Genomic DNA, 13,581 nt, shown 5'->3' with positions numbered 1-13,581 from the left:
TTTTATGGAACAGACATGGCGATGGTACGGACCAAATGACCCAGTATCCTTATCAGATATAAAGCAAGCAGGTGCAACAGGAGTTGTTTCTGCTTTACATCATATTCCTAATGGGGAAGTATGGACTGTTGAAGAAATTCAGAAACGGAAAAACACTATTGAAAGTGCTGGATTAACTTGGAGTGTAGTGGAAAGCATCCCTGTTCATGAAAATATAAAAACCCGTTCTGGTAATTTTCAAACTTATATTGAAAGATATAAGCAAAGTATAGAGAATTTGGCAAAATGCAACATCAGCATTGTTTGTTATAATTTTATGCCAGTTTTAGATTGGACACGTACCGATTTAGGGTTTCAAGTAGAAGATGGCTCCAAAGCCTTACGTTTTGATGTCATTGCTTTTGCAGCCTTCGAACTCTATTTATTAAAACGCCCTGGTGCAGAAAATAGCTATTCGAAGTCGCAACAAAAAGCAGCTAAAATTTATATTAATAATCTTTCAGAAGATAATAAAACACAACTTATAAATAATATTATTGCAGGTTTGCCAGGTGCTGAAGAAGGTTACACTTTAGAGCAATTTCAAACTATTTTAGATACTTATAAGAATGTTGATGCTTCGGTATTAAGAGAAAACCTTGTGTCATTCTTGAAGGAAATTATTCCTGTAGCATCCCAAAATAAGGCGTTGATGTGTATTCACCCAGATGATCCGCCTTATCCTATCTTAGGTTTGCCTAGGGTGGTTAGTACAGAGGCTGATTATGCGTATTTATTTGATAATGTTCCAAATCGTTCTAATGGTATTACGTTTTGCACTGGTTCATTAGGGGTTAGAGCTGATAATAATTTGGTTCAAATATTTAAACGTTTTGCAGATAGAGTGCACTTTTTACATTTAAGGAGTACCAAGCGAGATGAAGATGGTAATTTTTATGAAGCCAATCATCTAGAAGGCGATGTAGATATGTATAGCGTTGTTAAAGCAGTTTTAGAAGAAGAAAAAAGAAGAAGAGCAAAAGGTTATGCAGATTTTGCTATTCCTGTAAGACCAGATCACGGACACCAAATGCTTGACGATTTAAATAAAAAAACAAACCCAGGGTATTCGGGTATTGGTAGATTAAGAGGTTTAGCAGAATTACGAGGTTTAGAGTACGGTATTAAACAAAGTATATAAATTTAAAGTATTAATTAGATATGAAAACAAGTTATGAAACACGATATGCGTCAAGTCCAAAAGCAGTAAAAGCATACGATACAACTCAATTAAGAGAAGAATTTTTAATTGAGAATTTAATGCAAGAAGACCAGTTAGTCTTGGTTTATACACATTATGATAGATATATGGCTGGTTCAGCGGTGCCTTTAGCGCATATAAAATTAGAAACCATTGATCCTTTAAAATCAAGTTATTTTTTAGAAAGAAGAGAAATAGGAATCATCAACGTAGGAGGCGATGGCACTGTAGAAGTTGATGGTAAAGTATACCAATTAACACTAAAAGATGCATTATACATAGGTAGTGGAAGTAAGGATGTTGTTTTTAAAAGTGATGATAAAAATAATCCAGCAAAATTTTATTTAAACTCAGCACCAGCACATAAAACGTATCCAACAAAAAAAGTAAGTAAGGCTGGAGCTAATAAAATAGAATTAGGATCATTAGAAACTGCTAACCATCGTACGGTTAACCAAATGATAATTGGCGGTATTGTTGATACATGTCAACTTCAAATGGGAATGACAGAGCTTAAAACGGGTAGTGTTTGGAATACCATGCCAGCACACGTACACGACCGTAGAATGGAAATTTACTACTATTTAGACATTCCACAAGACCAAGCTGTATGTCACTTTATGGGGCAACCGCAAGAAACGCGTCATATTTGGATGCAAAATGATCAGGCCGTTATTTCTCCGCCATGGTCAATTCATTCAGGTTCTGGTACATCTAGTTACACTTTTATTTGGGGAATGGCAGGTGAGAATTTAGATTACGGCGATATGGATGTCGCTAAAATAACAGAATTAAGATAAGCTATGAGTGCATCATTGTTTGATATAAAAGGTAAAAACGCTTTAGTAACAGGAAGTACCCATGGTTTGGGAATGGCTATGGCAAGAGGTTTAGGTCTTGCAGGAGCAACCATTATTGTTAACGGTAATTCTTCACAAGAAAAAATTGATAAGGCTGTCACAGAATATCAAAAAGAAGGTATCAGCGCCGTAGGTTATAAATTTAATGTAGCCAATGAAGTGGATGTTATTGCTGCTATTACTAAGATTGAAGCTGAAGTTGGTCAAATTGATATTTTGATTAACAACGCAGGCATCATAAAACGAACGCCTTTAATAGAGATGGAAGTTGCAGATTTTAAAGAAGTAATTGATATCGATTTAGTAAGTCCGTTTATAGTATCTAAGCATGTTGTAAAAGGCATGATTTCCAGAAAAGAAGGGAAGGTGATTAATATCTGCTCTATGATGAGTGAGTTGGGGAGAAATAGCGTTGGGGCTTATGCCGCAGCAAAAGGCGGATTAAAAATGCTAACCCAAAACATGGCTACCGAATGGGCAAAGCATAATATTCAAGTTAACGGTATTGGACCAGGGTATTTTGCAACGTCTCAAACGGCACCAATACGAGTTGAAGGGCATCCGTTTAACGATTTTATAGTTAATAGAACACCCGCAGCTAAATGGGGTGATCCAAATGATTTAGCTGGTGCAGCGATATTCTTATCATCAAAAGCTAGTGATTTTGTTAATGGACATATTTTATATGTTGATGGCGGAATTTTAGCAACTATAGGAAAACCATCTAACGAAAATTAATATGAAAAATGCACTATTGCCATTTGTTTTAGCAGTCTTTTTCCTAACATTAAGTTGTGCACAAAAACCAAATTACAGACTAACAATTGAAAATTCACTTGACGTGCCACGTGCTTTTGAAACTGTAGAAATACATAAATCAGACTTAAAATTAAAGGAAGGTGAACCTTTTGAGAACTTTGCTGTTAGAGATATAAAGACGAAAACAGTTTTAGTATCGCAATTTGTTGATGAAGATTTAGATGGAGAAGTAGATGTATTATTATTTCAACCAGAAATAGGTGCAAAATCAACAAAGGAATTTGAGTTGGTTTTTTCAGAAGAAGTTACTGAGCCAGAAGTCATCGAATATTGTTACTCCAGATTTGTGCCAGAAAGAACCGATGATTACGCTTGGGAAAATAATAAAGTAGGGTTTAGAACTTACGGGCCAAATGCGCAATATAGATTTGAAAACAACCTTAAAGAAGGAACACTTTCTAGTGGAATTGATGCCTGGTTGAAAAGAGTGGATTATTCTATTATTAATTCATGGTATAAAAAATATACAGAAAAAACAGGAACTTATCATGAGGATACTGGTGAAGGTCTTGATAATTTTCATGTAGGCTCTAGTAGAGGTATTGGAGGAATAGCTATAAAGCAAGATACCACGTTTTATATTTCTAAGAATTTTATAAATTGGAAAACGATAACTACAGGGCCTATTAGAACTAGTTTTGTTTTAGATTATGGTGATTGGGATGCTAACGGTCAAATTATTTCAGAAAAGAAACATATTACATTAGATTATGGCAGCAATTTATCTAAGTTCGATATAGAAGTTTCGGGAGTAAATTCTATATATACTGGATTAACATTACACGAAAATGATGGTGAAACTAATCAGAATAAAGAAGCCGGTTGGATTTCATATTGGCAACCTCACGGCAAATCAGAATTAGGTACAGCTATTATAGTTCCAAACCATAATATGCTAAGTTCTGAATTATATATAACAACCTTAAAAGACAGAAGCAATTTATATGCAGAAGTCGAGGTTGAAAATGGAATAGCTACATTTTACTCAGGTTTTGGATGGAAAGAGGCTGGAGAGTTTACAACAAAAGAGGTATGGGAAAATTACTTAAATAATTTCATTTTAAAAGCTAATACACCACTAACAATTACTTTTAATTAAGGCATATTTATGAATTCAATACATTTCATAAACGATAATTTTTTATTGCAATCTGAAATTGCGGAAACGCTATATCATAGCTATGCAAAAAATTTACCTATAATAGATTATCATAATCATTTATCAGCAAAACAAATAGCTGAAGGTTTACCTATTCAAAACATAACCAAAGCATGGCTTAATGGTGATCATTATAAGTGGAGAGCAATGCGAGCCAATGGGATAGATGAAATGTATATTACAGGATCCGAAACATCAGAAAAAGAAAAGTTTTTTAAGTGGGCAGAAACAGTACCGTATACTTTAAGAAATCCTTTGTTTCATTGGACACACTTAGAGTTAAAACGCTATTTTAATATAGATGATATGCTTAGTCCAAATACAGCCGAAGCTATTTATAAAAAAGCAAATACTATTTTAAAGGATAAAACACCTGCCCAGTTATTAGAGCAAATGAAGGTGGAAGTTATTTGTACAACTGATGGTCCAATCGATTCTTTAGAGCATCATAAGACAATTGCAAAACAAAATATTTTCACTAAAGTATTGCCCACGTTTCGCCCTGATGCTTTAATCTTAATTGAAAAGGAAAGCTTTTCAAATTATATTGAGAAACTAGCAAAATGTGTTGGGTTTAAAATTTCAAATGTATCTGAATTATTTAATGCCATTCAAAGTAGAGTCGATTATTTTAACGATTTAGGTTGCCGACTTTCAGATTATGGTTTAGAGCAAATTTATGCCTTTGATTTTACTGAAGATGAAGCTAATTCAATTTTCAAAAAGCGGTTGAATGATAAAGCTATTTCCAAAGACGAATCTAATGTGTTTGCATCATGTATTTTGTACAAATTATGTAAAATGTATCATGAAAAAGGTTGGGTTCAACAGTTTCATTTAGGCGCTTTGCGAAATAACAATAGCAAGTTAATGGAAACTATTGGCTTAGATGCGGGAGTTGATTCTATTGGTGATTTTTCACAGGCAGAATCGATGTCAAAATTATTCAACAAATTAACCTTAAATAATGCCTTAAGTAAAACCATTACGTATAATTTAAATCCATCACAAAATGAAGTTTTTGCTACTATGATGGGAAATTATAGTGAAGTTGGAATTCCTGGAAAGATGCAATGGGGTTCTGGGTGGTGGTTTTTAGACCAAAGGGATGGTATGGAAAAACAGCTTAATACCTTATCAAACATGGGGCTATTAAGTCGGTTTGTTGGTATGTTAACAGACAGTAGAAGTTTTTTATCATTCCCAAGACACGAGTATTTTAGGCGTATTTTATGTAATCTATTAGCTGAAGATGTAAATCAAGGTCTTGTGCCAAATGATATAGAGTTTTTAGGAAAAATGGTTCAGGACATTTGCTATAATAATGCAAAAGCATATTTCAAATTTTCAAATTAATAAATATAAAAATGAGTAAAGTAGTCACGTTTGGAGAAATCATGTTAAGATTAGCTCCACAAGGATTTTTAAGATTTTCGCAAGCAAATAATTTTGATGTTATTTATGGAGGAGGCGAATCTAACGTAGCAGTATCATTAGCAAATTACGGTGTTGATGTAGATTTTATAACACGTTTACCAAAAAATGATATTGGAGAATGTGCCATGATGGAAATGCGTAAGCGAGGGGTTGGTGTTGATAAAATTGTTTGGGGTGGAGACCGTTTAGGTATCTATTTTTTAGAAACGGGAGCCGTATCTAGAGGGTCTAAAGTGGTATATGATAGGGTCCATTCTGCAATAGCAGAAATTGAATCGGGCATGATAGATTGGGATGCTGTATTTGAAGGTGTAGAATGGTTTCATTGGACAGGTATTACTCCTGCGATCTCTCAAGGTGCTGCCGATGTTTGTTTAGAAGCTGTTAAAGCCGCAAGCGCAAAAGGTATTACTATTTCTACAGATTTAAATTATCGTGCAAAATTATGGAAATATTGTGATGATGCTCACAGGGAAAAGATAATGACTGAAATAACGTCTTATTGTGATATTATTTTAGGAAATGAAGAAGACGCCGAAAAGCATTTTGGTATTCATCCTGAAGGATTGGACGTTCACAAACATGGTCATGATGTAAAAGCCGAAGCGTTTCTTTCGGTTTGTAAGCAAATGATGGAAAAATTCCCAAGGGCCAAAAAAGTCATTACCACCTTGAGAGGCTCTATTTCGGCATCACACAATACTTGGGCAGGCGTTTTATACGATGGAAAAGATATGTATGAAACACGACAATATCAAATTACAGACATTGTAGACCGCGTTGGGGGAGGAGACTCTTTTATGGGAGGTTTGATCTATGGCTTGTTAAAATATCCGGAAGATGATCAAAACGCTTTGGATTTTGCGGTAGCAGCCTCATGTTTAAAACACACGATAAAAGGCGATGCAAATTTAGTAACGGTATCAGAAGTAGAAAAGCTCATGGGAGGCGATGCTTCAGGACGCGTAGCGAGATAATATATATGATTAATGTTGATCTGTTGAATCGTTTATGGGTTTAACAGTTTAGCAACTACACAAATCAACGATTAAAGAATTAGAAAAATGGCACAATTTTCAAGAATGGAAGTGGCACAAACTATGAAAGACACAGGGATGATTCCTTTGTTTTTCCATAGTGATATAGAACTGAGCAAAAATGTTTTAAAAGCCTGTTATGACGGTGGGGCACGTTTAATGGAGTTCACGGCACGTGGTGATTTCGCTCATGAAGTTTTTGGAGAACTCACCAAGTATGCCATTAAAGAATTACCGGGTATGATCATGGGCGTAGGCTCGGTAACCGATGGGGCAGCAGCTTCATTATATATGGCCTTGGGAGCAAATTTTATAGTCACCCCAGTATTAAGGGAAGATATTGCTATTGCTTGTAACCGTAGAAAAGTATTATGGTCTCCGGGCTGTGGTAGTTTAACTGAAATAGCAAGAGCCGAGGAATTAGGCTGTGAGATCGTCAAATTATTTCCAGGCGATCTGTACGGACCAAAATTTGTAAAAGGCATTAAAGGGCCACAACCATGGACAAGCATTATGCCCACAGGGGGAGTTTCGCCTACAGCGGAAAATTTAAAAGGCTGGTTTGATGCAGGTGTTACCTGTGTTGGTATGGGGTCGCAATTGATTTCAAAAGATATTATTGCCAGTAAAGATTACCCCAAATTAGAGCAAGATGTAAAAAAGGCTTTGGCTATTATAAAAGCAGTTAGAAAATAAAGACCAATTCGGAACAGGACTTTTATTATTTCTATTTTAAGTTTAGATATAAAAAGTCAAGATGAGTTCATAAATATAATTGAACAAAAAAATGAAATATAAATTAATTCTTTTAGCTGTATTTGTTGCAAGTTTAAGTTCATGTAAAAAATATGATGGAACAAAGGTTTTGTATTTAGGGCATACCTTACCTCAAACACATCCTGTACATAAAGGAATACTTGAATTTCAGAAATCATTAGAACAAAAATCTGGAGGAACTTTAAAAGTCAAAATATTTCCCGATGGCCAACTAGGTTCAGAGAGAGAGGTTTTAGAATTACTTCAAATAGGGAGCGTTGCCATTACCAAAGTGAGTGCTGCAACATTATCCAACTTTGTGCCCGAATACCATGTTTTGGGCATTCCTTATTTATTTAGGGACAAACAGCATCAATTCGATGTTTTAGAAGGTGAAGTTGGAAAGTCTATTTTGCAAAAAGGTGAAAAATTTTGGTTAAGAGGCTTGTGTTATTATGATGCAGGGAGTCGTAGCTTCTATACGAGTTCCAAGCCCATTCGCATTCCAGAAGATTTAAAAGGGCTTAAGATTCGCGTAATGAACAACCAAATGGCGATAAACATGGTTAATGCGTTGGGAGGTTCAGCAACGCCTATGGCTTATGGTGAATTATATACCGCAATACAACAAGGTGTGGTTGATGGTGCAGAAAATAACCCGCCTTCGTTTGTGTCTTCAAATCATTATGAAGTCAGTAAATATTATACCTTGGACCAACACTCTTCGGTGCCAGATGTACTTTTAATTGGCACAAAATATTGGGATACATTATCCGATCAAGAAAAAGTTTGGGTTCAAGAAGCTGCAGACGAATCTTCACAAGCCCAAAAGCAATTTTGGAATGAATCTGTGGAAAAATCAATGGCTACAGCCAAAAAAGCTGGGGTTGAAATTATTATTCCAGACAAATCACTATTTCAAGAACAATCGAAATCTGTTTTAGAGACCTTTATGAAAGAGCATCCAGAAATGAGTGCCATTATCAATAAAATTAAAAATCAATCATTATGAAGCTAGCAGATGTTCTTTTCAATAAGGCATGTAGAATCATGGAAATTTTCTTGATATCTATTTTTGGTCTATTGGTTATAGATGTATTAGGTCAGGTGTTTTCTAGGTATATATTAAATACATCTTTTGCTTTTACAGAAGAGTTGGCAAGATTTTCGTTAATATGGCTATCTATTTTAGGGGCAGCTTATTTAAGTGCAAAGCGGCAGCACTTATCCATGGATTTCCTTTTTCAAAAGTTTTCAAGAAAAAACCAAAAGAAAGCCTTGATCTTTATTGAGCTATGTATTTTTCTTTTTGCACTAGTAGTTATGGTCATCGGTGGTTTTAATTTAGTTTATACAACGCTTCACTTAGGTCAACTATCTGGTACATTAAGAATTCCTCTTGGTTGTATCTATGCTATTATGCCTTTAAGTGGTCTTTTAATGATGTGTTTCTCCATATATCATTTATCAAAAATTAATGCTAATAAAATAACCGACTAAACATGAGTATAGAAGTCATAAGTATCATCGTTTTATTTGCAAGTTTTTTTACATTGTTAATGTTAAAAGTTCCAGTAGCTTATAGTATTGGCATTTCTACAACGATAAGTTTATTACTTAATATTGATAACCTACCTGGAATAACTACCATTGCACAGCGGATGACAACAGGAATAGATAGTTTTGCATTATTAGCGATTCCGTTTTTTGTACTGGCAGGAGAAATTATGAAACGTGGTGGTATCGCCAACAGATTGATAAATTTTGCTAAATCTTTAGTGGCAAGTTTACCAGGAGGTTTAGCTTATGTCAATGTGTTAGCATCTATGTTATTTGGTGCCATTTCTGGTTCGGCCATTGCAGCAACCTCTGCAATTGGAAGTATCATGACCGATAGAATGGAAGAAGAAGGTTACCCTAGAGAATTTAGTGCATCTGTAAATATAACATCATCAACCACGGGATTGTTAATTCCACCAAGTAATATATTAATCGTTTATGCTCTTGCAAGTGGAGGTACGGCATCTGTAGCGGCTTTATTTATAGCAGGTTATTTGCCTGGTATTTTGTTAGGGGTTGCTATTATGGCTTATATCGCTTTTGTAGCGATAACTCGAAAATTTGCAAAAGGAAGTCGTGCGCCTATAGGATTGATTTGGACCTATTTTAGAAAGGCATTTTTTAGTTTATTGTTATTGGTGATTGTTGTGGGGGGTATTGTTGCCGGTATTTTTACAGCAACGGAAGCTTCAGCTATTGCTGTTTTGTATGCTGCGGTTTTGGCTTTGATTTATGGTGACGTAGAGGTTAAGGATTTTTCAGATATCTTATTGACCAGTGCAAAAACAACAGCTGTGGTGATGTTTTTGATTTGTACATCGATGGCGATGTCCTGGCTGTTCTCCTTTGAAGGGATTCCAGAGCTTATTAGCGGCTTTTTATTAGAGCAGTTCAGTAATAAAATCGTTATATTTTTGGTTATTAACTTGGTGTTGTTGATTATTGGAACGTTTATGGATATGACGCCTGCAGTACTTATTTTTACGCCTATTTTCTTACCTGTTGTAGTCGCATTGGGAATGCATCCTGTGCATTTTGGAATCGTATTGGTGCTTAATTTATGTATAGGACTCTGTACACCACCAGTTGGCACCATACTTTTTGTTGGGAGCGGAATAGCGAATGTATCGGTTTCTCAAGTGGTTAAGCCCTTATTGCCATTTTTATTAATTATGGTAATAGTGTTGCTTTTAATCACTTATATTCCAGAGATTTCAATGTATTTACCAAATTTATTTAATTTGTAACATTGTAATTTTAGTTCAATAAGTGTTAAAACCATAATAAATGAATTTTGAATAGTTTTAATCTAAATAATTCCCCGACGGCTCTACGGGGTTTCCGCTTTACCTCTCCTTCGGAGAGGTCGAAACTGCTTTTTGGCAGTTCCGGGTGAGGTAAAATACAAAATTTCGGTTTTTGGCCCAAAGACCAAAATGAAACCGGCGAAATACCTCTATGGCTTTGCCTCGAGAATAGTCGGTTTCAAGAAATTTTTTATTGTTAAAGAACATGTTATTAGTATAGATAATACAATCTTTTTAATACTCAAGATCTTACTCTTTAACCGCAAAGTTTGATTTCAATTTTGTTGTTGAATCCCCACCAACCCAAAGTTCAAAATCACCTGGTTCAACTTCCCATATTTTATTAATGGTATAAAACTGTAACAATTCTCCATTTATAGTAAAATTAATGGTTTTTGTCTCTCCAGCTTTTAGCATAATTTTTTCAAACCCTTTTAATTCTTTTATTGGTCGGGTTAAGCTTCCAACCAAATCTCGAATGTATAATTGAACAACCTCTTCTCCATCTCTATCTCCAGTGTTAATTACATCAACAGAAACTTTTATTTCCCCATCAGCCAGAATTTCGTTTTTATCTAAGGTTAAGTTTTTGTATTCAAAAGTTGTATAACTCAAGCCATAACCAAAAGGGTACAGAGCTGTTTTTGGTGCATCTCTATAGGCAGAAAAAGTAACATGAGTTGGATTGAAAGGTCTTCCGGTCATCTTTTGATTGTAATATAATGGCTCTTGCCCTACATTGTGGGGAAATGAAACAGGTAATTTCCCTGATGGATTGTAATCGCCAAATAAAACATCAGCAATGGCATTCCCCGATTGAGATCCTAATTGCCAGCATTCTAATATGGACGGTACGTTTTCTGAAGCCCAAGAAATATCCATTGGCCTACCATTCATTAAGGTAATAACTACATTTTTATTTACCTTTAAAATTACTTCTAACAAATCTTGTTGGACACCTGCAAAACCAATATTGGTCTGACTTCTCCCTTCTCCAGTTTGTAATGCAACTTCACCAATAGCCAGAATAACTACATCCGCATTTTTTGCAGTGTTTACAGCGGCAGGAAAACCAGATTTATCTGTATTGGCAAATTTTAGTGGTAATAAAAATGTACGCCCGATTTCTTTATTAATTACAATGTCACAACCTTTAGCATAAGTTACTTTGGCTGAAGGTAGCACTGCGTTTTTAATACCCTCTAACAATGAGATTGCGGTATCTCTGCCTCCTTTGGCTCTCCAATTTCCAATAGGCGTATCTTTATCGTCTGCTAAAGGTCCAATTACTGCAATGTTTTTTATGTTTTTACTTAATGGCAAGATGTTATTTTCATTTTTTAGTAGAACGATAGATTTTTTTGCAACTTCACGTGAGAATGCTTGATTTTCTTCTGTGTAAATTTCATTCTTTTCACGTTCCTCATTACAGTATTTATATGGGTCATCAAATAATCCCAATCTGAATTTCACCCTTAATATCCTTTTAACAGCATTATCTATTAAAGTAATATTAACTTTGCCTTCGTTTACTAATTCTTCTAAATAGCCCACATAAGCATAAGATTCCATATCCATATCGCTACCTGCGTTGGCTGCTATTTCAGCAGCATGTTTTTTGTCTTTTGCATAACCATGTGTAATCATTTCCCCAATCGAGCCCCAATCAGAAACGATAAACCCATCCCAATTCCAATCGCCTTTTAAAACGTTTCTTTGAATTTCTTTGTGACCTGTAGCAGGAATACCATCAATTTCATTAAATGAATTCATAAAAGTGGCTACTCCAGCTTCTGCAACTGCTTTAAATGGTGGTAAAACAGTGTTGTGTAGTTCATATTCACCAATGTTTACTGTGTTATAATCTCTACCAGCTTCTGCAAAGCCATAGCCTGCAAAATGTTTAGCGCAAGCAGCAATGGTATTGTTTTTAGATAAATCACCTCCTTGGTATCCCTGTACTTTTGCTACACCAATTTTTGCTGTTAAAAAGGGGTCTTCTCCAGAGCTTTCCATAATTCTACCCCAACGCGCATCTCGGGAAATGTCTATCATTGGAGAAAATGTCCAGTTTACACCAGCCGCGGATGCTTCGTTAGCGGCTATTTCAGCAGATTTTTTAATGATATCTAAATCCCAACTAGCACTTTCTCCTAATGGAACTGGAAATATGGTTTTATAACCATGAATGACATCATAGCCAATAATTAAAGGAATTTTTAATCGTGAATTATCCATAACTAGTTTTTGAGCTTCTCTAGTTGCTTTTACCGATAACACGTTAAGCATTGAACCAACTTCACCATTTTTAAGTCTTTCTAACTTTTCTTGGTTGCTAACGTTTGATGCAGGACCTGTTAAATCCCAACTACCATTAAATTGGTTCATTTGTCCTACCTTTTCCTTAAGAGTCATTAAGGCCAAAACAGAATCTACTTGTTGTTCAATTATATCATTAGTATTACTGTTTCCTTTTTTGTTCTTGTTTTCACAATTAAATAAAAAGGCAATTGATAAGGTAAGTATTAATATTTGGTTAATATTTTTCATTGACTAGTATTTGTTGTTAATTCTGTGTAAAAAGGGAAGTGATCTGAAGGGTATTTTAAATCTATTGGATCACTCAATACTGCATATTTTTTGACTTTTAGTTTTTTGTTTTTAGAAACGAATATGTAATCTATTCTTTTGTTAACAGGAACATTGAATTGAAATGCATTAAAAGAGCCTTCTGGACCCAAAGGGTTTTCAATAGAAATTTCTTTTGAGTCGTCTAATGAAGACTTTAAGGTTAGAATAGGTGTGCTTTCTGGTTCTACATTCAAATCTCCCATAAAAATACCCGGTAAATTTTCTGTGTTAATTTCTTTTATTTTATTCAATATCATTGGTACACTTTGTTCTCTAGCCATTACTCCTATATGGTCTAAATGTGTATTAGGAACCCACAATTGAATATTGGTCTTTTTGTCTTTAAATAATCCGTAAGTACAAATTCTTGGATACGTTGCATCCCATCCTTTTGAAACTGTATTTGGGGTAGGAGACAGCCGGAAAGTATGTTGCTTTAAAACATTATATTTAAGTTGATTAAAAAAAATAGCAGAATATTCTCCTTTACCATTACCGTCCCTGTCTTCACCTGTAAAACTATGATTTGGTAATGCTGAGTTTATATGATCTATTTGAAACGGTAAGCCTTCTTGAGTTCCTAAAAAATCTGGATTGTGTTTTTTTATTAATGATGATAAATTGTCTTTACGATATTCCCATGAGTTTTCTCTATCGTCTGCTGAACCATGCCTAACATTATAGGTCATAACTGAAAAATTTAATTCAGCTGATGACTTACAGCCAGCAAGTATCACTATTATTAATGTGCTTAATAAATATTTTGTCATTCAAT

At 34.8% G+C, this 13,581-nt stretch carries 12 protein-coding genes; 10 read left to right on the top strand and 2 right to left on the bottom strand.

Annotated features, from left to right (window positions below; genetic code table 11):
* The first annotated feature begins 4 nt into the window (after window positions 1-4).
* The 10 genes from uxuA (at window position 5) to FAF07_RS01355 (ending at window position 10,115) form a co-directional block, all read left to right on the top strand.
* Complete coding sequence (uxuA, locus tag FAF07_RS01400) at window positions 5-1,180, top strand: mannonate dehydratase (RefSeq protein ID WP_142783416.1); 1,176 nt, start codon at window positions 5-7, stop codon at window positions 1,178-1,180.
* 20 nt (window positions 1,181-1,200) lie between these two features.
* Entirely contained in the window at window positions 1,201-2,040 is an 840-nt protein-coding gene (gene kduI / locus FAF07_RS01395) for a 5-dehydro-4-deoxy-D-glucuronate isomerase (protein ID WP_142783415.1), read from the top strand.
* Window positions 2,041-2,043: 3 nt separating this feature from the next.
* Window positions 2,044-2,838: a gluconate 5-dehydrogenase gene (locus FAF07_RS01390; RefSeq protein ID WP_142783414.1), complete on the top strand. Its 795-nt coding sequence runs from the start codon at window positions 2,044-2,046 to the stop codon at window positions 2,836-2,838.
* 1 nt (window position 2,839) lies between these two features.
* The gene (locus tag FAF07_RS01385; protein ID WP_142783413.1) at window positions 2,840-4,018 is read left to right on the top strand and encodes a DUF4861 family protein; all 1,179 of its coding nucleotides are present in this window, start codon (window positions 2,840-2,842) and stop codon (window positions 4,016-4,018) included.
* 9 nt (window positions 4,019-4,027) lie between these two features.
* Window positions 4,028-5,434, top strand: coding sequence for a glucuronate isomerase (gene uxaC, locus FAF07_RS01380; RefSeq protein ID WP_142783412.1), 1,407 nt, complete (start codon window positions 4,028-4,030; stop codon window positions 5,432-5,434).
* 11 nt (window positions 5,435-5,445) lie between these two features.
* Complete coding sequence (locus FAF07_RS01375; protein WP_142783411.1) at window positions 5,446-6,492, top strand: sugar kinase; 1,047 nt, start codon at window positions 5,446-5,448, stop codon at window positions 6,490-6,492.
* Window positions 6,493-6,579: 87 nt separating this feature from the next.
* Entirely contained in the window at window positions 6,580-7,248 is a 669-nt protein-coding gene (locus FAF07_RS01370) for a bifunctional 4-hydroxy-2-oxoglutarate aldolase/2-dehydro-3-deoxy-phosphogluconate aldolase (RefSeq protein WP_142783410.1), read from the top strand.
* A 91-nt stretch (window positions 7,249-7,339) separates the two neighbouring features.
* Window positions 7,340-8,320, top strand: a complete 981-nt coding sequence (locus FAF07_RS01365) for a TRAP transporter substrate-binding protein (RefSeq protein ID WP_142783409.1) — start codon at window positions 7,340-7,342, stop codon at window positions 8,318-8,320.
* Window positions 8,317-8,808, top strand: a complete 492-nt coding sequence (locus tag FAF07_RS01360; protein ID WP_142783408.1) for a TRAP transporter small permease — start codon at window positions 8,317-8,319, stop codon at window positions 8,806-8,808. Before FAF07_RS01365 ends, FAF07_RS01360 begins: the two co-directional genes overlap by 4 nt.
* 2 nt (window positions 8,809-8,810) lie before the next feature.
* Window positions 8,811-10,115, top strand: coding sequence for a TRAP transporter large permease (locus tag FAF07_RS01355; RefSeq protein WP_185956495.1), 1,305 nt, complete (start codon window positions 8,811-8,813; stop codon window positions 10,113-10,115).
* Window positions 10,116-10,424: 309 nt separating this feature from the next.
* Here FAF07_RS01355 and bglX read toward each other — a convergent pair whose 3' ends face one another.
* On the bottom strand, window positions 10,425-12,725 hold the full coding sequence (gene bglX / locus FAF07_RS01350; protein WP_142783407.1) for a beta-glucosidase BglX: 2,301 nt from the start codon (window positions 12,723-12,725) through the stop codon (window positions 10,425-10,427).
* Window positions 12,722-13,576: an endonuclease/exonuclease/phosphatase family protein gene (locus FAF07_RS01345; protein ID WP_142783406.1), complete on the bottom strand. Its 855-nt coding sequence runs from the start codon at window positions 13,574-13,576 to the stop codon at window positions 12,722-12,724. Before FAF07_RS01345 ends, bglX begins: the two co-directional genes overlap by 4 nt.
* Between the last annotated feature and the right edge of the window lie 5 nt (window positions 13,577-13,581).

This window comes from Changchengzhania lutea, assembly GCF_006974145.1.
Lineage (GTDB): Bacteria > Bacteroidota > Bacteroidia > Flavobacteriales > Flavobacteriaceae > Changchengzhania > Changchengzhania lutea.
This window is presented reverse-complemented; position numbering and strand designations above follow the sequence as displayed.

Coding starts and splice junctions, on each gene's coding strand:
- uxuA (WP_142783416.1), top strand. CDS start 5: ATGGAACAGACATGGCGATGGTACGGACCAAATGACCCAGTATCCTTA.
- kduI (WP_142783415.1), top strand. CDS start 1,201: ATGAAAACAAGTTATGAAACACGATATGCGTCAAGTCCAAAAGCAGTA.
- FAF07_RS01390 (WP_142783414.1), top strand. CDS start 2,044: ATGAGTGCATCATTGTTTGATATAAAAGGTAAAAACGCTTTAGTAACA.
- FAF07_RS01385 (WP_142783413.1), top strand. CDS start 2,840: ATGAAAAATGCACTATTGCCATTTGTTTTAGCAGTCTTTTTCCTAACA.
- uxaC (WP_142783412.1), top strand. CDS start 4,028: ATGAATTCAATACATTTCATAAACGATAATTTTTTATTGCAATCTGAA.
- FAF07_RS01375 (WP_142783411.1), top strand. CDS start 5,446: ATGAGTAAAGTAGTCACGTTTGGAGAAATCATGTTAAGATTAGCTCCA.
- FAF07_RS01370 (WP_142783410.1), top strand. CDS start 6,580: ATGGCACAATTTTCAAGAATGGAAGTGGCACAAACTATGAAAGACACA.
- FAF07_RS01365 (WP_142783409.1), top strand. CDS start 7,340: ATGAAATATAAATTAATTCTTTTAGCTGTATTTGTTGCAAGTTTAAGT.
- FAF07_RS01360 (WP_142783408.1), top strand. CDS start 8,317: ATGAAGCTAGCAGATGTTCTTTTCAATAAGGCATGTAGAATCATGGAA.
- FAF07_RS01355 (WP_185956495.1), top strand. CDS start 8,811: ATGAGTATAGAAGTCATAAGTATCATCGTTTTATTTGCAAGTTTTTTT.
- bglX (WP_142783407.1), bottom strand. CDS start 12,725: ATGAAAAATATTAACCAAATATTAATACTTACCTTATCAATTGCCTTT.
- FAF07_RS01345 (WP_142783406.1), bottom strand. CDS start 13,576: ATGACAAAATATTTATTAAGCACATTAATAATAGTGATACTTGCTGGC.